19 protein-coding genes are annotated in these 22381 nt (G+C 51.9%); 9 read left to right on the top strand and 10 right to left on the bottom strand.

Annotated elements, in window-relative coordinates; translation table 11 throughout:
• Positions 1 to 29: 29 nt before the first annotated feature.
• On the bottom strand, positions 30 to 689 hold the full coding sequence (locus tag DXU84_RS12240; RefSeq protein WP_112197698.1) for an epoxyqueuosine reductase QueH: 660 nt from the start codon (positions 687 to 689) through the stop codon (positions 30 to 32).
• Between the two features lie 183 nt (positions 690 to 872).
• On the opposite strand from DXU84_RS12240, the gene DXU84_RS12235 reads away from it, so the two are divergent.
• From DXU84_RS12235 to dsrB, 6 genes are all read left to right on the top strand, one after another.
• Complete coding sequence (locus DXU84_RS12235) at positions 873 to 1883, top strand: AI-2E family transporter (protein WP_013575242.1); 1011 nt, start codon at positions 873 to 875, stop codon at positions 1881 to 1883.
• A gap of 206 nt (positions 1884 to 2089) precedes the next feature.
• Positions 2090 to 3148, top strand: coding sequence for an NAD(P)-dependent alcohol dehydrogenase (locus DXU84_RS12230; protein WP_015689853.1), 1059 nt, complete (start codon positions 2090 to 2092; stop codon positions 3146 to 3148).
• A 200-nt stretch (positions 3149 to 3348) separates the two neighbouring features.
• Positions 3349 to 3687 (top strand): hypothetical protein, encoded by a 339-nt coding sequence (locus tag DXU84_RS12225; RefSeq protein ID WP_013575244.1) that lies wholly within the window; start codon positions 3349 to 3351, stop codon positions 3685 to 3687.
• Between the two features lie 99 nt (positions 3688 to 3786).
• The gene (locus DXU84_RS12220) at positions 3787 to 4710 is read left to right on the top strand and encodes a potassium channel family protein (RefSeq protein ID WP_013575245.1); all 924 of its coding nucleotides are present in this window, start codon (positions 3787 to 3789) and stop codon (positions 4708 to 4710) included.
• A gap of 298 nt (positions 4711 to 5008) precedes the next feature.
• Positions 5009 to 5218, top strand: coding sequence for a transcription antiterminator/RNA stability regulator CspE (cspE, locus tag DXU84_RS12215; protein WP_013575246.1), 210 nt, complete (start codon positions 5009 to 5011; stop codon positions 5216 to 5218).
• Between the two features lie 425 nt (positions 5219 to 5643).
• Positions 5644 to 5841 (top strand): protein DsrB, encoded by a 198-nt coding sequence (gene dsrB, locus DXU84_RS12210; protein WP_013575248.1) that lies wholly within the window; start codon positions 5644 to 5646, stop codon positions 5839 to 5841.
• 103 nt (positions 5842 to 5944) lie between these two features.
• On the opposite strand, the gene DXU84_RS12205 is transcribed toward dsrB, so the two are convergent.
• From DXU84_RS12205 to DXU84_RS12185, 5 genes are all read right to left on the bottom strand, one after another.
• Positions 5945 to 7645: a methyl-accepting chemotaxis protein gene (locus DXU84_RS12205; protein ID WP_112151872.1), complete on the bottom strand. Its 1701-nt coding sequence runs from the start codon at positions 7643 to 7645 to the stop codon at positions 5945 to 5947.
• 250 nt (positions 7646 to 7895) lie between these two features.
• On the bottom strand, positions 7896 to 8510 hold the full coding sequence (rcsA, locus tag DXU84_RS12200; protein ID WP_015689856.1) for a transcriptional regulator RcsA: 615 nt from the start codon (positions 8508 to 8510) through the stop codon (positions 7896 to 7898).
• 389 nt (positions 8511 to 8899) lie between these two features.
• The gene (locus DXU84_RS12195; RefSeq protein WP_015689857.1) at positions 8900 to 10090 is read right to left on the bottom strand and encodes a glycoside hydrolase family 88 protein; all 1191 of its coding nucleotides are present in this window, start codon (positions 10088 to 10090) and stop codon (positions 8900 to 8902) included.
• The gene (locus DXU84_RS12190) at positions 10087 to 11376 is read right to left on the bottom strand and encodes an oligosaccharide MFS transporter (RefSeq protein ID WP_013575252.1); all 1290 of its coding nucleotides are present in this window, start codon (positions 11374 to 11376) and stop codon (positions 10087 to 10089) included. Before DXU84_RS12190 ends, DXU84_RS12195 begins: the two co-directional genes overlap by 4 nt.
• A 27-nt stretch (positions 11377 to 11403) precedes the next feature.
• On the bottom strand, positions 11404 to 13242 hold the full coding sequence (locus DXU84_RS12185; RefSeq protein ID WP_015689858.1) for a DUF2264 domain-containing protein: 1839 nt from the start codon (positions 13240 to 13242) through the stop codon (positions 11404 to 11406).
• Between the two features lie 260 nt (positions 13243 to 13502).
• Here DXU84_RS12185 and DXU84_RS12180 point away from each other — a divergent pair, with 260 nt between their 5' ends.
• A complete protein-coding gene (locus DXU84_RS12180; RefSeq protein ID WP_153375854.1) occupies positions 13503 to 14354 on the top strand; it encodes an AraC family transcriptional regulator in 852 nt (283 codons plus the stop codon).
• On the opposite strand, the gene DXU84_RS12175 is transcribed toward DXU84_RS12180, so the two are convergent.
• Positions 14351 to 15733: a CoA transferase gene (locus DXU84_RS12175; RefSeq protein ID WP_153375852.1), complete on the bottom strand. Its 1383-nt coding sequence runs from the start codon at positions 15731 to 15733 to the stop codon at positions 14351 to 14353. The two genes, DXU84_RS12180 and DXU84_RS12175, sit on opposite strands and share 4 nt — an antisense overlap.
• A 418-nt stretch (positions 15734 to 16151) precedes the next feature.
• Here DXU84_RS12175 and DXU84_RS12170 point away from each other — a divergent pair, with 418 nt between their 5' ends.
• On the top strand, positions 16152 to 17810 hold the full coding sequence (locus tag DXU84_RS12170; RefSeq protein ID WP_013575256.1) for a glucan biosynthesis protein D: 1659 nt from the start codon (positions 16152 to 16154) through the stop codon (positions 17808 to 17810).
• A gap of 283 nt (positions 17811 to 18093) precedes the next feature.
• Here the strand turns inward: DXU84_RS12170 and DXU84_RS12165 are convergent, their stop codons facing one another.
• Entirely contained in the window at positions 18094 to 18276 is a 183-nt protein-coding gene (locus tag DXU84_RS12165) for a hypothetical protein (RefSeq protein ID WP_013575257.1), read from the bottom strand.
• A 390-nt stretch (positions 18277 to 18666) separates the two neighbouring features.
• Between DXU84_RS12165 and DXU84_RS12160 the strand changes: the two genes are divergently transcribed.
• Positions 18667 to 19764, top strand: coding sequence for a glycerol dehydrogenase (locus tag DXU84_RS12160; RefSeq protein ID WP_013575258.1), 1098 nt, complete (start codon positions 18667 to 18669; stop codon positions 19762 to 19764).
• 225 nt (positions 19765 to 19989) lie between these two features.
• Here the strand turns inward: DXU84_RS12160 and DXU84_RS12155 are convergent, their stop codons facing one another.
• Together DXU84_RS12155 and DXU84_RS12150 are read right to left on the bottom strand one after the other, a co-directional pair.
• Complete coding sequence (locus DXU84_RS12155; protein WP_112197693.1) at positions 19990 to 21276, bottom strand: DUF445 domain-containing protein; 1287 nt, start codon at positions 21274 to 21276, stop codon at positions 19990 to 19992.
• Positions 21276 to 22220 carry a LysR substrate-binding domain-containing protein gene (locus DXU84_RS12150; RefSeq protein ID WP_153375850.1) on the bottom strand — a complete coding sequence of 315 codons (945 nt, stop codon included), beginning with the start codon at positions 22218 to 22220 and terminating at the stop codon, positions 21276 to 21278. The genes DXU84_RS12155 and DXU84_RS12150 overlap by 1 nt, the downstream gene beginning before the upstream one ends.
• Positions 22221 to 22381 lie beyond the last annotated feature (161 nt).

Raw genomic sequence — 22381 nt, 5'->3', positions numbered from 1 at the left:
ATAACAAAAAGAGAGGGGCTGGGGCGGGGTTATTCGCCGTCTTCGTCGCCGTAATATTTCACACCGAGTTTGATTAAGTCCCGGCCCTGAGATTTACGGTGTAAGTTGCTGTCGCGCAGGGAATAAACACAGCCGCAATATTCCTGCTGGTAAAAGCGTTCGCGTTTGCTGATTTCAATCATGCGCGCAGAGCCGCCTTTTTTACGCCAGTTATAATCCCAGTAAACCATGCCCGGATAAGGCGCCGCCGCGCGTTCGCCACTGCCGGTAATTTGCTTCATGTCTTTCCAGCGGGAAATCCCCAGACAACTGGTGATGGCGCTGAAACCATGTTCAAAGGCGTATAACGCCGTACGTTCAAAACGCATGTCAAAACACATGGTGCAGCGCACGCCGCGCTCAGGTTCATTTTCCATGCCCTTCGCCCGCGCAAACCAATTATCGGTGTCGTAATCTGCATCAATAAAAGGAATGCCATGCTGTTCGGCAAATCGCATGTTTTCTTCTTTGCGCAGAAGATATTCTTTCTGCGGGTGAATATTCGGGTTGTAGAAGAAAATTGTATAGTCGATCCCCGATGCCTGAATGGCTTCCATCACTTCGCCCGAGCAGGGTGCGCAGCAGGAATGCAGTAATAATTTATCGTGCCCTGCAGGCAGGCTCAGTTTATCGCGGATTAATTCAGACATACTTTTCTCCAGACTCTCAGATTTTCTTTACGACTTTTTCAGGGGGATAATAAAAGAACCTCCCCGCCAGTCAAAATTTTCTTAACTGTTTAACTTACCGGAGGATTGTGCGCCGGCGTTCAGTGCTATGATGTGACCACGTCAGGGCGAAGCCCGGTGAACAGAGATTTAAGGATACAGGCAATGCAGATTATGAGATCGAATCAAATTCGCTGGCTCAGTGTGTTGATTGTGATGGGCGGGCTGTTACTGATTCTTCCTCTTCATTTACTGGCATGCTTTATTGCCGGTTTTTTAGTGTTTGAACTCATCAATGCGCTTACCCCGTACTTTCAAAAAATCATCAGTGGCGAACGTGCCCGCTGGGTGGTGGTGGCCATTATCGCGACCCTGGTGATCAGTTGTCTGACGCTGGCGATTGCGGGCATTGCGGATTTTCTGATGGAGGATATGCGTAATCCGGTGGCGTTTAACGCCATGGTCTCGCATCTGCTGACTGACGCACAAAGCCGTTTATCGCCGGTATTACTGCATTATTTACCGGCGAATATTGAAGAGTTGCAGCGCAGTTTCCTGCAATGGCTGCGTGAACATATCGTGATGATTCAGGCCGTTGGCAAGAATGCTGCCCACGTTTTCCTGACCATGATTATCGGTATGATCCTCGGCGCGATTATCTCGCTTCAGCAGCCGCGCAAGGGCGAACTGAACGCCCCGCTGAAAAAGGAGCTGTTGCAGCGGATGCATTTGCTGGGCGAAGCCTTCCGTAACGTGGTCTTTGCGCAGTTCCAGATTTCCCTGATCAATACCGTGCTGTCAGGTATTTTCCTGTTTGGCATTTTACCGCTGTTCGGCATTCATCTGCCGCTGGCAAAAACGCTGGTTGTCGTGACCTTCGTCTGCGGGTTGCTGCCGGTTATCGGTAATCTGATTTCGAATACGCTGATTTTCATCGTCGGCCTGTCGCTGTCGCTGTGGGTCGGCGCGCTGGTGCTGGCGTATCTGATCATCATCCACAAAGTGGAATACTTCCTGAATGCCCGCATTGTTGGCAGTCGCATCAAGGCGAAATCCTGGGAGGTTTTACTGGCGATGCTGATCTTCGAGGCGGCGTTTGGCATACCCGGCGTGGTCGCTGCACCTATCTATTACGCTTATCTGAAAAGCGAACTGAAAGAAGCGGGTCTGATTTAATCCTTTCTTAAAACGTGGCGCTTTGCGGGCAAAGTGCCACTGTTTAGTCTCTGCACAATCCCGCCTGAAAATCCTGAAATAAACAGATTCAGGCAAGTAATGGCGAGGATCGTTATATCAGTAAGTCATCTTAAAGCGTCATAATTTTGCGGTGCCTGCCTTTTCTGCGGGCATGAAGTATTCCGTAATCCAATCAGGAGATAAAAATGACGCTTAACGTTCGTGGTTTCGCTGCACTTTCAGCGGATGCGCCTCTTGCGCCTCATAATTTTGTTCGCCGTGACCCGCGTGATACCGACGTTGTGATCGACATTCTGTACTGCGGTGTTTGCCACTCTGACATCCACCAGGCGCGTAATGAATGGCATCAAAGCATTTATCCGATGGTTCCGGGGCATGAAATTATCGGACGTGTGAAACAGGTTGGCGCGAAAGTCTCTGGCTTCAAAGTGGGCGATACCGTCGGTGTCGGTTGTATGGTCGATTCTTGTCAGCATTGTGAATCCTGCGCGGAAAGCCTGGAACAGTACTGTGAAGAAGGCGCTACCATGACCTATAACAGCCATGATCGTCATGACAATATGATGACCTACGGCGGTTATTCCGAACAAATCGTGGTTTCAGAAAAATTCGTTCTGCGTGTTTCTGAAAAACTGGACATCAAATCTGCTGCACCGCTGCTGTGTGCCGGTATCACCACGTATTCTCCGCTGAAACACTGGAAAATCGGTAAAGGTCACAAAGTGGCTGTGGTGGGCCTGGGCGGTCTGGGTCACATGGGCCTGAAATTTGCCAAAGCACTGGGCGCAGACGTGACGCTGTTCACCCGTTCCAAAGGCAAAGAGCAGGAAGCTTACCGTCTGGGCGCGGACCACGTGGTGCTGTCTACTGATGAAAAACAAATGGCCGCGGTAAAAAGCCACTTCGATTTCATCCTGGACACCGTGCCTAATCCACATGATCTGAACCCGTATCTGGACACGCTCAAACGTGACGGTACCCATATTCTGGTCGGTTTGATTGAGCCAGTCGAGCCTGCGCTGCACAGCGGCAAACTGGTTATGGGCCGCAAAACCGTCGCCGGTTCCCTGATCGGTGGTATCGCTGAAACCCAGGAAATGCTGGATTTCTGTGCTGAGCATGACATTTCCTGTGATGTGGAAATGATTGACATGCAGGACATCAACGGCGCGTACGAACGCATGCTGAAAAGCGACGTGAAATACCGCTTTGTTGTTGATATGGCGTCATTGAAAAACGCCTGAAAGGCCGTATTGCGCTGCGTTGATTAAATAAGCAGCTAAATAGCGACCTGATGTGCCTGTCCGGCTTACGACTCTCTCTGTTGAAGAACACGGCAGGGCGGGCGCATTGTGGCGAAATTTACTCTTTACACGTTTCTGTGACTTCTCGGCTTGAAAGCGCGGTGGTATCCTGCTGCCTTTCGCCGGGCGAAGGAAAACCAGTGGCTAAGAGTTTTGACGAACTCATCAGAGACATGGATCTGATGATTGAACATGTGGACAGGCTGAAAAACTTGCCACCACGGGTTGCTCAACCAGCGGCCTCTGACAAACCTGCGTACGATTCTTTCGGTGAGATTTTCGCGCTGAAAGCCGTCATGCGGGCTTTTATCTCTTCAGTCGACACTATTGTTAAAGTGCAGATTGCCAAGAAAGTTGAACAGGATATCGGCCATCTGGAGAATACCGTGCGGTCGATTGGCGGCGGCAGTGCAGACGCAGACGACGTCGCGCAAATCACGGCATATGTTCGTCACGCGGTGTCTGAATTAATGGATTAATTCTCCGTGCCGTCAGTCAACGCCGGTCGCACAGTGTATTTCACCAATACCTTGTGCGACCGGCGTTTTTTTTGGACTTTTTGTCCGCAGGCGCGGGCGATGAAAAGCGTCTATTCTTGCCATAATTCCTTTTTGCTGGTGCCGGTTATGTCTCAGGATTACCGCTTTTTTGCGTCAGCCCGACGCCGCTGTTATGCCCTTTTATTTGAACACCGCACCCGCAGCGGCCGCCGGATGGAAATATTCTGGATCCTGGCGTCACTGCTCAGCGTTCTGCTGCTGTTTATCGAATCCAGTGCATATGACTTGTTTCCGGCGACACCCAATATCATCCCGTTGTTCGGCCTGGTCGAAATGGGGTTTACCGCGCTTTTTACGGTGGAATACGTCTTACGGGTGGTCTGTTCGCCGCGCAAAACCCGTTATCCGGTGAGTTTTTTCGGCATTATCGATCTCTGCACCATTCTGCCCATGTACATCCTGTGGATGCTGCCTTCCTTCGCGGGGGCGGGGAATCTGGAGATCCTCATCCGCCTGCTGAGAATTTTACGTGTGCTGCGGGTACTGAAATTATTGCGCTACATGAGCGACGCCGGGGTTTTATGGCGCAGCCTGATGCGTGCGAAACGTAAGCTCTGCATCTTCTTTGGCTTTGTCGCCATTATTCTTTGTCTTTTCGGCGGGCTGATGTTTGCTGCCGAAGGCGGCAACGGCGGATTTACGTCGCTGGGCGCGTCTGTTTACTGGGCCGTGGTGACGCTGACGACGGTCGGATACGGGGACATTACACCGCATACTGCACTGGGAAGAATGCTTGCGTCGGTGCTGATCCTGCTGGGGTATTCGATCATTGCCGTGCCGACCGGGATTTTAACGGCTTATATGTCGCAGGAATTGGAAAAAGGGCGTGCTGCCCGTTCTTGTCAGACTTGTCTGCATTCTGGCCATGAAATAGATGCAAAATTTTGCGCACATTGCGGAGCGGTCTTAGCGGCCGATAAACCACAACCTGTTGAAAAATAGCCTGATAACTGTACATCTATTGAACTGTTCGGTACAAAATTAGACTAATTTCGCGCTTTACCGCAGCATTGCATTAAAAAGAGTTGCTATTAAAGGGCAGTCATGAGTAAATACATACCGGCCTGTGGTACAGACCTATTTATGCACGACATCCTGAGTAAAGTTGTTCCAATTTAAAGCGTTATCCATGATAACCCTGCTCTGACGAATTTCCTTCTTAGTGCCTCCATAAGTAACGACTGAAATCCGGCTATAACATGCCCATGGTGGCGAAATTTATTTTTAAAAGGTAATTCTTATGTCAATGATGAAAGGTCAGGTTAAGTGGTTTAACGAGTCTAAAGGCTTTGGCTTCATCACTCCTGCTGACGGCAGCAAAGATGTGTTCGTACACTTCTCCGCTATCCAGGATCAAGGTTTCAAGACCCTGGCTGAAGGCCAGAACGTACAGTTCACTATCGAGAACGGTGCTAAAGGTCCGTCTGCGGCTAACGTTACCGCTATCTAATCTTACTTTACCGCTGTTTCAGCGATAAAAGTACAGATGACAAAAACCCGCATGCGCGGGTTTTTTTACGTCTGTTGTTTGTCATTAACCGCTTATCAGTTAACCGTATCGTTGATACGCCGTTTGTCATTTCTGCGAGCGTCTGCTGTTTTATCCGGCGGTCTCTGGCAAAAAGATAAAAAAAAGCCCGCATAACGGCGGGCAAAATATTTCTTATGACATTCATTATGTACTTCCTCGGGGGGTAAGCACACCGCCAGTATAGAGAAAATGAAAGTCAGGATTCTTGCTTCAATTCGTTAAGAAAATGAAAAGGAGTCCCGCAGGGGTATTTTACCGTTTCGCATTATCTTTCCTTTCATGCCATGCCTTTGTGCGGTGGTCTGTACTACAATAATCATAATTGAAAACCATGGGATAACCTGATGAAAGTTAATGATCTTGTGACAGTGAAAACCGACGGCGGGCCGCGCCGCGAAGGTAAAGTATTAGCCGTAGAGGAATTTTACGAAGGCGTCATGTATCTGGTTTCGCTGGAGGAATATCCGGCGGGCATCTGGTTCTTCAATGAAGGCGACACCAAAGACGGCACGTTTGTCGAACCACGTGAAGGTTCTGAATAACGTTTACGCTACATCCGCTACGAATAAAAAAATACCGGGGCAGAAGGTTTGCCACCGGTATTTTTTTATTTATTGCCCGTCAGGAATAACGCTGACGCGACTATCAGAACGTTTCCCAGTTCGGCTCATCGTTCACCCCTTTTGACGAACGGGAAGCCGGGCCGGGCAGGGCGCGGGATGATGCCGGGGACTGTGGCTGCGCACTGCGTGTGTTGCCATCCAGACGGAACACCGCGACAGCCTGTGTCAGGCGCGCGGCCTGTTCTTCCAGTGACGCGGCCGCCGCTGAGGCTTCCTGCACCAGTGAGGCGTTTTGCTGTGTGACACCATCCATTTCCGACACCGCCTGGCTGACCTGACTGATCCCACGACTTTGTTCATCCGATGCGGAAGCGATTTCGCCCATGATGTCCGTCACATGGCTGACCGCGGTGACAATTTCTGACATCGTGTCACCTGCATCGCCCACCAGAATGCTGCCTTCGCCGACGTAATCGACGGATTCTTCAATCAGCGCTTCGATTTCTTTCGCTGCCTGTGCACTTCGTTGTGCCAGGCTGCGCACTTCGCTGGCCACCACCGCAAATCCGCGCCCCTGTTCACCGGCGCGTGCCGCTTCCACGGCGGCATTGAGCGCCAGAATGTTTGTCTGGAAAGCGATGCTGTTGATCACATTGGTGATTTCAGCAATTTTGGTCGAACTGCGGGAAATCTTATCCATGGTACTGACAACCTCCGCCACAATATTCCCGCCTTTTTGCGCTTTATTGGAGGCGTCGGCGGCCAGTTTGCTGGCGTGGTGGGCGTTTTCGGAGTTCTGTTTCACCGTCGCCGTCAGCTGTTCCATGCTGGCAGCCGTTTCTTCCAGTGCCGCCGCCTGTTGTTCAGTTCGCGATGATAAATCGGTATTGCCCGAAGCAATTTCTGTCGACCCCTGATAAATAGACACCGCGCCTTCACGTACGGTCAGCACCGTTGACGCCAGCGAGCGTTGCATTTGATCTACGTTGTTACTCAGTACGCCGATTTCATTCCGGCCATGTGCCCGGGTGGGCTGCGTCAGATCTCCCTCGGCAATTTTCTGAATGCGCATCACCATCCGGTTCAGCGGATGAATAATCACTTTGCGCATGACCAGATAAGTGATGAAGGTCAGGACCAGCGCCAGCAGGAACCCGCCGCCCATCAGGGTATAACCGAGCACGGCATTGCGCTGCGCTTTATCATTGATGGTGTTAGCGGTTTGGGTGCGATAGGCAATCGCCGCCAGCAGCGGGACGTTATTGGCGAGATCCAGGCCACGTACTGTTTCTGCTTCCTGAGAAATCACTTCTTCGAAATGTGCCTGTTTGGCCGATTCCAGCATCGGCGCCATGCCCTGAGTCAGATAGGCGTCGTAGGCTTTTTTCAGCGGTTCATCGAGCGCCCGATCTTTATCGGTTTTATTTGGCCGGTTGATATACATATCAAACGAGGTTTGTGACTGTTTAATGCGGCTGGCAGCGTCCTTCAGGTTTTGGCTAAACACATCCTGATCGCCAATACGCGCGGCTGCAGCGGCCTGAATCAACAGCAAACGTGCGGTACGCAGATGGTTTGAACTGTTGGAAAGCGCCAGACGGATTTGCAGCTCCTGGGTGGCGTTTGCCAGCGCGGCATTACTTTGCTTCAGAAAGAAACCGGAGGTGCCGATGGACACAGCAAAAAGGAAAAGGATCCCGGTAAGAATCAGGCTAATCAGGGTAACAAGGCGAATATTGCTGATAAAGGAGGTTCTGGTCGTTAACTGTGTAGGAGTATCCATTTTATTTTGTTCCGCTCAATTGATCCTGTATACCGCCTGTTCCGGGCGGTCAGTGACAGCGATAAAGGCATTGCCAGCGGGCAAGTCCGGCCTTGACGAAAAAAACGCCATAGGGTGTCATCGGCATTCCGGCGCAGGGATTCAGTTTATATTTGTGGCGGAGATCTCATTTTCAGAGATTAACGACGATTTCTACAGGCCACACCGTTGCGTAGCCTGTAGCAGGAGGCCGAAAGAGAGGGGCGGGGGGTTAATTGACGTAGATGCCGTTGGTAAGCTGATCACATAAACGGACGACGTGATAAATAATATGTTTATTCGGTGATTTTATTTTCCTTTTAATATTTCCCTTATAGGAAGACACCGTTTTGGTTTTAATTTGTAATTTATCGGATATTTCAATGGTACCGTTGCCGGACATCCACATCTTGAGCATCGCTGATTCAGAACGGCTGAGCATCACGGGCCGGGTATCGAGCATTCCGCTGCTGGCAGGATCCTGCGACTGCGGCAATAACGGATGATTGATTAACTGCTTAAGGGTATCGGCCTTAATGGATTTCGACGTGATAATCACGTTCTTACGCACAAAAATATACTCTTCAAAATGAATACGCGTACGGGACATAAAAATAAAAAACAGCGTATCAGGGTATTCGGTGATCAGTTCTCCCAGACGCTCTTTATTACCTGAATGAGGCGATATGCAATCCTCGTTAATAAAAACAAGGGAAGGATTCAGTTTGCTGCAACCATTGAGAAGCTGCTCAAAATGGCTGACGTAACTGATGTCTTGTTCACTGGCGAGAAATTGTTGCAATCCGAGACGCGTATACCGGCATGGATCCAAGATTATCGTTTGCATAGTAAGTCCCCATAGGACATCCCTGTTCTGCATAATGATTGGATTCTTTGGTGTCAGCACAAAAGGCACAAACTGCATGCTGACTCTACTTTTTGCATGAAATCTGTCCGGTTGGAAGTGATTTTTTTACCCCGTAAGAGGTAGGAAGGGGTTTGGTAAATTTGGTTTATGTCACAATTTATTTTGTGACTGAACAAAAAAATGACTCGAATTAAGACTATTCTTAATGGATGTAAGGACATAGAAGAAAAGCTAATTGATTATGATGTTACAGTAACACTCTTGAAGACATAACAATATGCTGATAACCCTGCGTATGCTTAAAAACAATTCACGAATGAAAATGGCAGGAAAAGCGGACGCAGTGCGTAAACACTGCGTCACAGAGATTACCAGTAGGACTGCCAGCATTGCGTCACGCGTGTCAGCGCTTCGACATAAAAATAGTCCCCCCAGCTGCAACACTCATCTACGCCTTTACCGCTCGCCATGTGATAGACAGAATGCTTAAGCAAACCGTCACAATCCTCCTGATCACCGGTAAGATAATTCTCAGTCAGTGAGTCCATCATGCGCAGCGCCATTTCTTCATAGCACGCACGTTTATCATCGGTGGCTGGCAGCGCGGTGGCCAGACTCAGCAGGCCGCAGACCGCAATAGCCGCAGCCGAACTGTCGCGAACGGCATTGGTGCCAAGCAGTGCAAGATCCCAGTGGCAGACATCGTCTTCCGGTAAGCGGTTAAGGAAATAATGCGCAAGACGCCGTGACAGCTCAACCTGATCTGCATCGCCGGTATAACGATAGCTGAGCAGAAAACCGTAGATGCCCCAGGCCTGACCCCGTGACCAGCAGGAGTCATCAGCATATCCCTGATGCGTATTACCAAAACGCGGCTCGCCGGTCACGGTATCCATGTAATAGGTGTGATAGGTCGAGGCGTCCGGGCGGACAATATATTTCGCCGCCTGTTCTGCATGGGCGCGGGCAGCCTCGGCGAAACGCGGTTCACCGGTTTGCTCACTCGCCCAGTACAATAAAGGCAGATTCATATTGCAGTCGATAATCATGCGGCCAGCCTGTTCCGGGTCATTTAAATCGCCCCACGCCTGAATGATTTTCGCCTGGGTATTAAAACGCTCCATCAGCGCTTCAGCTGCGAGGAGTGCAAAACCGCGCGCCTGCCGGTTGCCGGTCAGTTTATACGCGCTGACGCATGAGAGGCTGTAGAGAAAACCGAGGTCATGCGTCGCGGTATCAATGCGGTTGGCGATACGGTTACCAAACGACGTGACCTGTTTTTCTGCCGCCAGCCGGTAACGATCATCGCCGGTCATTTCCCATGCCAGCCATAGCTGACCGGTCCAGAAACTGGTGGTCCACTCCACATTCTCTGTCAGCGGGTAATGGCCGTTTTCGCAGGTTTCCGCCGGGAACTTATTGCCGAACTTCTCCAGATTGCGGGAAATTTTGCTGAGCACCGTCTGGCGCGCGCGCTGCATTTTTTGTGCAAAGGCGATCTTATCCAGCTGATTCAGTTCCACGGGTAACAACGTCTCTTTCGCGATGGTGATAGTCATACCTTCTCCCTTTCCATTCCAATAGTTTCAACTTCAACCTGTTCAGCCGGTACGGGTGTGCCTGAGCGCAGGCTGTGGCAGGCCGATAACGTGAAGGCGGAAATCAGCGTAAAGCACAGTGCGATACCGCCCATAATCAGATAAGTGTGTTCAAAACCGATGCGGTCGTAGAAGTAACCAGCAGGAGGGGCGACCACAATCGAGCCGACATAAATCATGGCCTGATAGCCCAGCAGATACATGGTGGCGTTGACGCGTTTGCTGAAATGCTCGGCGATGTACTTAAACACTGACACCAGCAGCAGCGCGATTTCCAGCCCGTAGAACGGCTTGATAATGGAAATCAGCAGCGGATCGTTGGTCAGCCCGGAGGCAATCAGGCGTAATCCCACCAGTGCACCGACCAGCAGCAGGCTTTTCTTGGCGCCGAAATAATTCACCAGGAAAGGGATCACCATCATCATCAGGAATTCGAGGCCGGACTGCACGGTGCTCAGATAACCGTACCAGGCGTTGCCTTGCTCTTTAGTGTCGAAGAAGGTGACGAAATAACGTGAAAATTGCTGTTCGGCGACAAACATCATCCACGCCACACCGGCGACATAGAGCGAGAACATCCAGAACTTGCGGTTTTTGAGCAGTAAAATCACATCGCTGAACACGATCTTTTGTTGTGAAATCACGTCGTTATCTTTGAGTTCTTCATCACCGATTTTCAGCGACAACAGCACCGCCAGCATGACCAGCGAGGTGGCGCTGCTCAGCCCGAAGTTCCAGGCCGGGGAGAGATTAAACAGCACGCCGGAGAACGACGCGGCCAGCGCCCAGCCCAGCGAACCCCACATGCGGACCTGCCCGAACTCCATGTGATACAGGCGGCTGAAGCGGTCGGCGTAAGATTCGGATGCTGCGACACCGGCGTACCAGCCGAGGCTCAGATACAGCGCACCGACGATAATCCCGAGCATCAGATGGCTGTCCAGCAGGGGCTGATAAACGAAAATAAAGAACGGTGCCATGAGGGCGGAAACCAGCACGACAAAGTACAGCAGAGATTTGCTCATGCCGATTTTGTCCATGATATAGCCGTAAACCGGCTTCATGATCACCGCGAACACGCCGTTAACGGCAAACACGGTACCGATACTGACACTGTCGAGTCCGGCTTTTTGCCCCAGCCACAAGGCATATAGCCCGAAGCTTGAAGACCAGGTGAAGAAATACAGGAATATAAAGCTGCTCATTTTGTAGTAAGCCGTTTTACTGGCTGTTTTTATGGCTTTCATAGTGACTCCTGAAACGGATCCTGAGGATTAACCTAACGTGATGTGCCCGCTGTTACCCTGATATTGCCAGCGCAATTGTTGCCCCTGACGACTGACTTCCGGCCCGGCCAGCGCGCTGATATCACGGGTAGCAGACGCACATACGGCGCATATCAGCCAGTGAGAACCGGCAGGCAGTGACGATTTCAGCACCGGAATGGCGGCGGTTTCGGCGAACATAATGCTGCTGTTGGGCGGGGTGATAACGGCGGAGGCTTCACGTGGTTCGCTTTCTTCAAGTGCGACAATCCGGCTGACGCCGTTGCGTGCCGTGACTGTCACACCATGTTTTTCTGCCGACAGCTGTGTTTGCGTTGAAGGTTCCTGCATTACCGCGAAACCGCCTTCGGCCGTCTCCAGCGGACGCTGATTCTCGATGTGATGAACGCGCAGATGCCAGTCGCCGCAGGGGATCAGCCAGGTACGCACGGCAACGTCGTGCCACGGCAGCCAGCGGGAGTAAATCATCTCGCCGGTGATCCGGGTCTCTGCACAGTCCCGGCGTCCGCGGAAATAACCGTCACTTTCCGAGAACATCAGCATTGAATCGCAACCGGCATGATTCAGCCCGTACCGGCCACGATCTAAAGTGAATCCGAACTGGCTGGAATAGGCGAATTTGGTGTATTTGGCTTCGGTATTCACAAAGTTATTCAGCTCAAGCTGCCCGGATGTCAGCATCACGACATGCTGGCCTTCGGTATCGCGGGTCAGGATCTGACTGGCATGAGGAATACAGTAAGCCGCGGGCAGTGCGGGAAGCGGGGCTTCTTCTGCCTGCCAGAAGGCATCGTCCGGCGGCAATGCCAGCACCAGGAACAGTTTGCATGCCCAGTAAGGTGAACCCGGCGCGTTATAGTCTTCAGCCATCACCAGATTCGGTGTGTGGTAACCAATGCTGAGCACGCCGTCGCGGTCGAAAATCGGCTCTTTTAGCCAGTGACGCAAATGACGCAAAATCAGCCCCTTGATAATACCCGGGCTGAACACCTCCAGTTTGCTGTACGCCGCCGCACTCCAGAACGCCGCTTCGGCAAAACGATAAGCCAGGCTACGTCCGAAAGGCACCGCCGCGCCGCCTGCTGAAAACATCGTAATGAAATCCTGTGCGAAACGTTGTGCGCGTTCACGTAACATGGCCGCACGCGGCGCATCCACATCGGCCATATTCTGTGCATACAGCAGCCCGTAATAATGAAACGCCATCGAAATGTAGTAATCACGCGGCCTGCCGGGACCGTCGGAATACCAGCCATCGCCCAGATAATATTCTTCCATCAGCGCAAATCGGGCCGCCACGGCTTCCTGATCCCAGGGTAATCCGGAGACTTTAAAACCCATCTGCACCATGACCGGGAAGAAATTCCAGTTATTATTCGGGATGGTGGCATCACGTCCCTGATTCAGCCAGTCAGCCAGATTCTGTTGCTCCTGCGCGCTGAAATGCTGCAACAATTGCTTGTTCAGCAGCGTCAGCCCGACGCCAAACGCCGCCATTTCCACACAGCGCTGATCAAAATCACGGATTTTTCCCCAGTATTGCGGATGCTGCGGATCGGTACCGAAACGAATGGCATTCAGATAAAAAGGCAAATCTTCACATTCACCGCCACCCGCCAGCAGCGGGAATATTCCCCACAACATGCGTGACAGCGCTTCCATTTTGGCAATCTCTTTGCCGTAATGGGTGGTGGAATTGCCCAGACTGATTCCGCTTTTGCCTTCTTCCGTATAAGGCGACACCGCCGCGAGCAATTCTTTCAAGAGATGCTGCACATCATCGCGGGTCTGTAACGGATTATTGATGTTCACTTTTTTCGGCGTCATAAAAACTCTCCCGGTGACGTGAGGGAAGCAGAAAATAAGGGTTTATTAATTTGAAATATTATTTCAATTCTTTGTGCTGCGAGTGAAATATAGAGAACTGAAAATCGCTGATTGTTACGTGCTTCACAGAATGGCGTGATTTTTGAAATTGTGATTACCAAACCACGATTAAAACGGCTTAAATTATAAAAAACTGACTGAAAATTGTGTTTTGTTGTCCTTGCCGTTAATGGCGTAAAAATGAACTGAGGAAAACAGGAATGCCGGTATCTGATTATCTGGAACGCATTGCCCTTAATGAACGTCAGGTTTCTTTTAACCGGATGAACCGTGGGAGTGCTAATTATTTCCACTGGCATCAGTGTCTGGAGTTACTTTTAGTCAGTCAGGGTTACGGCATTGTCATTGTGGATAATCAGCAATACACGTTGCGCCCGGGACGGTTGTTTGTCTTTCCGCCTTTTAAACTGCACAAAGTGTTTGTCGAATCCGGTGAAAAGAACCTGTATTTGCGCACTACCATTCATCTGAACCACCAGTTGCTGGATGGCTGCCTGCAATCGTTCCCGCAACGCCGGGCACGGTTCGCAAGTTTGTGGGATGCCGACCGCGCGGCACACATTTATGATCTCAGCGAACATGCCAGCCATATAGAAGTCATTCTCGAGCAGTTCAATCAGTTGTCTGAAGCGCAGGCCGATCAGTGGGAAGAAATTACCCTGCTGATTTTGCAACTGATGGCCTTTATGCCCGCAGAGGACGCAATGCCGAAAACCATCAGCCGGACAACGGCCTCTAAAGTGATGCAGTGGATTGAAGAAAATTACGTGCAGAAGTTTTCTCTGGCGCAGCTCTCAGCGGCCATCGGGTTGTCAGAAAGTTATATCTCGCGGGTTTTCGGGCAGGAAACCGGGGGATCCATTCAGGATTACCTTGCCACCCGGCGGGTTAAAAGGGCATGTGAATTACTGCGTTCCACCGACCGTTCGGTCGAAGAAATCGGACTGCAATGCGGATTTACTGACGCGCCGTATTTTATTACCCGTTTTAAAAAGATGATCGGCAAAACGCCGTTGCAGTATCGCAAGGCGGCATTTTCTCTGACGACTTAACGCCAGCTGGCGGGGGCAGAGCCGAGCGGTGAAGCCGGGAAGCGCCAGTGTAATGTCGTATTTTCCAGACGAACAGGAGGAAGCAAACGCCGGGCATTGCCCCAGACCGTACGTTCCTGTTCGGGCAAAAAGTCGGCCGGATCCGCGGATTCAATCAGTGGTTCGCCGCTTTCTGCTAAGGTGCCATTTTCCATCAGTTCGCGGGCGGTACGTGCCAGTGAAAGGCGGCATTCGCTGCCCTGACTGGTTTCCATACGTTGCGCCAAACCCTGCAGCACTGCCGCAGCCATCAGATAGCCGGTAGTGTGATCCAGCGCCTGAACCGGCAGCGGAACAGGCTTGTGACGACCGGAACGCTGCATTCCCTGTTCAGCGATCCCGCAGCTCATTTGCACCAGACTGTCAAACCCGCGCCGTTCGCGCCACGGCCCGCTCCAGCCATAGGCATTCAGGCACACATCCACCAGCCCTGGCGCAATCGCGCGACGTTGTTCACTGCCGTAACCCAGTTTGTGCAGCGCGCCTGCGCGATAGCCATGCACAATCACATCCGCGTCCCGCAGTAATTCTTCGAAACGGTGCCGGTCCTGCGGGTTATGCAGGTTCAGCCGCGCACAGTGTTTACCCTGCGTGACATCCGCTTCCTGACTGGGTTCATCCCAGCCAAAGGGATCAATGCGTAATACATCCGCGCCCAGTCCTGCGAGAAAACGCGTCGCCACCGGCCCGGCGATAATCCGTGTCAGATCGAGTACTTTCACGCCCGCCAGCGGCTGTTGCGGGGATAATTCCCAATGCGGCGGTGCCACTTTAACGGACAACGCATGCTGAAAAAGAGGTTCCGCTATCAGCGATTTTCCCTGAACATGCTGCTGCCATTCTTCCGGGCTGAGCATCTGCGCGGCACATCCACCCGCCCGCACCACGGCGTGTTCCAGTGCTGCTTTTTTCCACATCACCACCCGCAGCGCCAGCGCCTCGCGGTTTTCCGCTTTGCCGAGCAGTGTTTCAACCACCTTACGGTGCGCGGGGGCATTGGTATGCAAACGGATCCAGCCGTCTGCCGTGGCGTAATCACCCGCCAGACTGTCCCAGGCTGGTGGTATTTCCCAGCCGTCAGGCCGGATACTGGTTTTACACCACAGCGAGGCCAGACGGCGATCCACGGTTACGGCATCGTGTTTGCCGTTTCTGAGGGCGACCAGTTGCGACACTGCGATTCCTGCCAGCGCGACAGAGGCGGCAATCAGCGGGGTTACCGGATAATAAGAGGGAAGATTTCCGGCACCGCTGACATGGAGCGTGCAGGGGAGTGAAATTTTGCCGGTTAACTGCGCGTATAGCGCACGGGCTTTCTCCTGAATCAGTTCATCGGACATGCTGAAACCTCATGCAGTAAAACAAAAAATCACAAAGCGATGAGATTTCAGCATAGCAGGGCGGGCACAAAGGCGTGCTAACCCGGCGCGGATAACACGCTGAATCATGAGTGATAGTAACCTTCCGGTAACAGAATGTTCCTAAAGTCACCGGGGGGTTGTGCACCTCAACAGGGCAGGAATTACGGCTAAAACCGGCGTTTCTGAAAACCGGCTCATCCCCTGTCATACGGGGGATGAGCACTGTCATAAGCGCTAACTTTTTCAAGCAAAATATTAGCTGAATGCATTCAATTTCTTGTACTCGGCTTGTGAATTTTACGTTAGCCTTAGGGTCGAAAATTCTGAATACGCGGGGACTGCGTTTTTGTGACGAAGCCCCCGGATTTTTTTGCCCAGTACAGGAAACGATTCTGGCATGGAACGAAGAGCATTTATTAAAGCATCTATGGCATTCGCCGCCTGGTGTGGTGTGCCGGCTATGTCCACACTGTTCACCCGTTCCGCAGAAGCGGCAGAGGCGAATGTGGCAGACGGCGGCGAATTGCCGTTTGATTTCAACGCGCTGAAAAAAATGGCGAAAGATTTGGCGGACAAGCCCTACGGTGGCGCGCCGCAGCCGTTGCCGAAGACGCTGGCTGAACTCACGCCACAGGCCTACAACGCGATTCAGTATGATCATGCACATTCGCTGTGGAATGGTCTGCCTGACCGTCAGCTTGATGTGGAACTGTTTCACGTCGGCATGGGCTTCAAACGCCGCGTGCGCATGTATTCTGTAGATCCGGTGAAACACATGGCGCGCGAAATCCATTTCCGCCCTGAATTGTTTAACTATCACGATGCCGGTGTGGATACCAAACAACTGGAAGGCTTCTCAAATCTTGGTTTCGCCGGTTTTAAAGTCAATAAAGCCCCTGAACTGACGCGCCGCGACGTGGTTTCCTTCCTCGGTGCCAGCTATTTTCGTGCAGTAGATGATACCTACCAATATGGCCTGTCAGCCCGTGGTGTGGCGGTCGATACCTTTACCGATCAGCCGGAAGAATTCCCTGATTTCACCGCATTCTGGTTTGATACGCCAAAACCTGGCGACACGACTTTTACGGTTTACGCCTTGCTGGACGGCATGAGCATTACCGGCGCGTATAAATTCGTGATCCACTGCGAACCGACCCGTGTGGTGATGGAAATTGAAAACCATCTGCATGCCCGCGAAGATATCAAACAACTGGGCATTTCTCCGATGACCAGCATGTTCAGTTGTGGCACCAGTGAACGTGGCCGTTGCGACACCATCCACCCGCAAATCCACGACTCTGATCGCCTGGAAATGTGGACCGGTACCGGTGAGTGGATTTGTCGCCCGTTGAACAACCCGCAGCGATTGCAGTTCAACGCCTTCAGCGACAACAGCCCGAAAGGTTTTGGTCTGTTGCAACTCGACCATGAATTCAATAATTATCAGGACGTGATTGGCTGGTACAACAAGCGTCCGAGCCTGTGGGTAGAACCGGTCGGGGACTGGGGGAAGGGCGCCGTCAATCTGATGGAAATCCCGACTACGGGTGAAACCCTGGATAACGTGGTGTGCTTCTGGCAACCGGAAACACCGGTGAAATCCGGTGCTGAATTTAGTTTCAGCTATAAGCTGTACTGGAGTTCCGTACCTCCTCACCGCAGCCCGCTGGCGAATGTGCTGGCGACACGTACCGGTATGGGCGGTTTCCCGGAAGGGTGGGCGCCGGGTGAGAACTATCCGCAAGTCTGGGCGCGTCGTTTTGCTATCGATTTCATTGGTGGCGAGCTGAAAGCCTTTGCTGATAAAGGGATCGAGCCGGTGATCAACGTCTCGGCGGGTAAAATCAAAAACATCGAAATTTTGTATGTGCAGCCGTTCGACGGTTACCGCATCCTGTTTGACTGGTATCCGGACAGCGATTCAGTCGCGCCGGTCGAGCTGCGTATGTTCCTGCGCAACGGCCAGACTGCGCTGTCTGAAACCTGGCTGTATCAGTATTTCCCGCCAGCGCCGGATAAACGCAAGTACATTGATGACCGTCAGATGACGAAGTAGTCCCCGTCATCCTTCAAACCGCAGGTGCGTTGGCTGCATTCGCTCACCCGAATCACTGACTTTAGTCAGCTCATCGGGATTCGTTCGTTTGCCGCCTTCCTGCAACTTGAATGATTTAGGGGAGTTGTCATTAATAAATACAAAAAGCCCCGAATATTCGGGGCTTTTGCTTTTTTTCTATTTTATTTTTGCAGATGAACCCAATACAGGCACGTGCAAAATACTTCCACGGGTAAAGCAAGGGTAACGCACGGCACTTAGCTGATGAAGGGCAAGATGGCAATCAAAACGCCTTCACCAACATTCCGTTCTGTGGCTGCTGCTGCGGATTTCGCAGCGCCATGTCGAAAGATTTCTCGATCTCTTTCAACTGTTGTAAAAATTCGTTCGGCGAAAAGTCGTGTGGTTTGCTGCTCATATAGGCAAGCGCCAGTTCTTTGGCGTTATAGCGCTGAAAGTTGTACATGCTGTTCCTTATTAATCTCAGAAATATTAATGGAATGGCTAACAGCGAGCTGGCTAATGACCACTGCTTACGACGTGCTGCCAATGAGATGAATTCTACGGGGTTTACTGATAAGGGAAAGTCGCTTTTATTGATGCATTCAATAGTTAAAAGCTAACAGACTGCGCTTTATCTATCAGCGATGAATCATGCGGATTTTAATAATCATTAAGAGGTATTAAATCGTTCAAATATGAATTGTCTTATTATTTTAAACTTCCGCATTAATTGAAGAAATTCTTTGCGAGTCATGCTGTTAATGTGAATTAAAAGGGTTGGGCTTCCTGTCATGCTGCGTTACCCTCGGAGAGTTATTCACTTTCACATTATCAACGAAAAGAGGTTTTTATCATGAGTAAATTTATCTTCTCTTCGCCAAGAAAATACGTTCAGGGCAGCGGTGTACTGGATGAGTTAGGGGATTATCTGCCCGACCTGGGGGGAAAATCATTCCTGATTGCTGATGATGTTGTTTGGGGAATTATCGGTGACCGCGTACAGAAATCATTGAAAAAAGCGGGCGTAGAATTCCACTACGAGCGCTTTAACGGTGAAGCCTCTGCCAGCGAAATCACCCGTCTGGCAGGTATCGCCCGTGATGCGGGAACACAGGTAGTGGTTGGGCTCGGTGGCGGTAAGACGCTCGACACGGTTAAAGCCATTGCAGATGAACTGAAACAAAACGTAGTGATTGTGCCGACCGTGGCCTCTACCGATGCGCCGTGCAGTGCGCTGTCGGTTATCTACACCGATGAAGGCGTTTTCGAATCCTACCGTTTCTACAATAAAAACCCGGATCTGGTGCTGGTGGATACTCATGTTTGCGCACAGGCACCGGTACGCCTGTTCGCCTCCGGTATCGCTGACGGCCTGGCGACCTTTGTTGAAGCGCAGGCGGTATTGCGTTCCCATTCCCAGTCTATGGTAGGCGGCGACCCGACTATCGCCGGGATGGCCATTGCCGAAGCCTGCGAAAAAACGCTGCTGACTTACGGCTACAGTGCTTACACCGCAGTTGAGCAGAAACTGGTGACGCCAGCGGTTGAAGCCGTGGTGGAAGCCAACACATTGCTGTCCGGTCTGGGCTTTGAAAATGCCGGTCTGGCGGGGGCGCATGCCATCCATAATGGTTTTACTGCGATCTCTGGTGATATTCACCACCTGACGCACGGTGAAAAAGTGGCATACGGTACATTGACGCAGATGGTGCTGGAACAACGTCCGGACGAAGAAATCGCGAAATACGTGCGCTTCTACCGCGCCATCAAAATGCCAACCACGCTGAAAGAAATGCATCTGGAAAACGAATCTTTCGCCAATCTGGTGAAAGTGGGTGCGCTGGCAGGCGGCGAGGGCGATACGCTGGGCAATCTGAACCACAACCTGTCCGCCGAAGATGTGGCGAATGCCATTCTGGCGGTGGATGCGTTCAGTAAAACTGTGAAGTAATTATCGGCTTGTGCCTTTGGGAAAAGTGAGGCATGCGGGTGGTAAGGCGAATGCACACGTTAACTCATTCATTTGTCTTTAATACCCCAACCCTCCCCTTCGCAGGAGAGGGCGCCGGTCGGGCTATTCCCGGCCTGGCTTTTTGCTACTCCCCCTGCAGAGGGGGAGTCTGAGAAGAGGTTTTAAGGACCAGAACCGGGGTAAAATACAGGTTGTTCAGGCGCCTTAAATCCGCGCCATCACCCAGGGAATCGCCACCGGCAGTTGTGACAGCAGGTAAAGCACCAGGCCGATAAAGGCACCGACCAGCGTGCCGTTGATGCGGATAAACTGCAAATCCTTACCGATATTCAGTTCTATTTGCCGCGACATATCGCGCGCGTCCCAGCCTTTCACTGTGTCGCTGATGTGGCGGGTCAGGAATTCGGCGAATTCCGGCGCGACTTTCTCTGCAATACTTTCCATCTGCTGATTCAGCGAGAGGCGCAGCTTTTCGTCCTGCGCCAGCGCATTACCCAGCCATTGCCCGGATTCGGTGACTTTGGCGAACACCCGCGAATCCTCGCTTTCTAAATCTTCTTTCAGCCAGTTACGCATATCGCCCCACAGCTGCAAAACATACGTATTCAGCTTTTCGTCATCTTTCAGATACTGTTTGATCTCTTCAGCTTTCTGCGCGGTCGCCGGGTCATTTTGCAGCTTCCAGATAAAGCTTTGTACCGAGCGATCGAAGCCTTTGCGGAAAGCGTGGGTTTTATCGTTGCCCATATCGTCGAGCACGGAATTCACGGCATTGGAGACCATATCCGCGCCGTTGCGCCCCAGCCAGCCGGTGGGCAGTAATTTGGCGGTCAGCGGATGTTCGCGTTTCATCCAGCCGACAATCTGCGCGGAGATAAACTGCCGCGTGCTGTCTTTTGCCAGCAGGATTTCCAGCTGATCCATCGCCTGATCCAGCAGTTCCTGATGGCGGCCGTTTTTGGTCAGGCTTTCCAGCAAGGTGGCAATCGACGCCGACAGGTCGATTTTGTCGATCACCCGGTACAGCGCACGGCGGATAAGCTGGGCGATGCGCTGATCGTCAGTGACGTCCAGAAAACCGCGGATCATCTTCACGGCATATTTGGCAAACCGTTGTGCGTTGTCGGGCGCGTTCAGCCAGTCTGTCAGCATCCGCGCCGGGTCATGCTGGCGGATCAGTGTGATAAGTGTGGCGGGCGCGAGGAATTTCTCCTGCACGAACACCGCCAGATTATCGGCAATCTTGTCTTTGTTTTTAGGGATGATCGCCGTATGCGAGGCGACAAACGGCACCGGCACGCGGCGGAACAGTGCCACGACGGCAAACCAGTCAGCCATTGCCCCGACCATCGCGGCCTCGGAAATGGCTTTCAGACCGGACACCCAGAAGTTGGGCGGCAGGAAAAGGGTGATGACAAACAGGGCGGCGGCAACCAGCAGCAACCCCAGCGCGTTACGTTTACTTCGGCGAAGTTCTTGTTCTTTATCCATTACCTCAGTTTAGGAAGCGAGCGGCGGACTGTCAGCTTTTTTCTTGCGATTGCGCCACTTGCCGTGCAGTGCGCGATAACCAGTTGCCGGAACGCCGCCAGCGCGGGTGTTTCTCCGTCCTGACGCCATGCCATATGGATTTCAGCAACGGCGTCGGGATGGCTGAGCGGGCGGAATTCTATGTCGGGAAAGACCAGCTGGCGGGCACTGTCGGGTACAATCGCCAGCCCGACACCGGCGCGCACCAGCCCGAGAATAGTGTGAGTCTGGCTGCAATGTTGCACGTAATGCGGCACGACGTTGGCCTGTGCAAACAGCCCGGCGATACAGTCGTAAAAGTATTTTCCTTCGCTGGCGGAATACATGATGAAAGGTTGTCCGGCAAAGTCCCGCAGACGGAGGCGGGGTTTGGCGGTCAGCGCGGATGAAGCAGGCAACGCAACGCATAAAGGCTCACGCAGTACGCAATGATAGGCCAGCGGAAATAACGTCACCGGCTGGCGCACAAAGCCGATATCCAGCGTGCGCGCCGCCAGTGCCTGAAGCTGGGCTGACGACACCATTTCCTTCATTACCAGCGTGATTTCCGGCAATTCCTGAGCTGCCAGCGCGATAATCTGCGGGATTTGCCAGTAACCGCTGACCGCCGTGAATCCCAGCATCAGCCGGCCAATTTCGCCTTTCTCGACCCGCTTTACTGTCTCCTGCGCCTGTCCGGTAAATTCGAGGATCAGTTTTGCATCACGTAAAAAAGTTTTGCCGGAGGCGGTCAGGCTGACATGCCGGTTGGTCCGTTCGAGCAAACGCGCGCCCAACGCATGCTCGAGCAACTGGATCTGACGGCTCAGTGGTGGCTGCGTCATAAACAATCTTTTCGCCGCGCGGCCGAAATGTAATTCCTCCGCGACCGCCACAAAACAACGCAACTGGTTTAATTCAATCATTCAATTTCTGACTTGTTCCATTGTCTTTTTAACTTAGACCGTATCGTCAAATGTTTCTACTCTGTTAATTAATTTGAATTTTTTAGATCTAAAAAGCGTGGCCGAAACACGAAAAACTGTGCATCCGGTCACAAAAAGCAGGGAAAGCAGTCATCAGTCTG

Origin of the sequence: Rahnella sp. RcJ3, from assembly GCF_009498575.1 — a bacterium.
Taxonomy (GTDB): domain Bacteria; phylum Pseudomonadota; class Gammaproteobacteria; order Enterobacterales; family Enterobacteriaceae; genus Rahnella; species Rahnella aceris.
The sequence above is the reverse complement of the archived record's forward strand: the minus strand, read 5'-3'. Positions and strand labels throughout refer to the sequence as shown.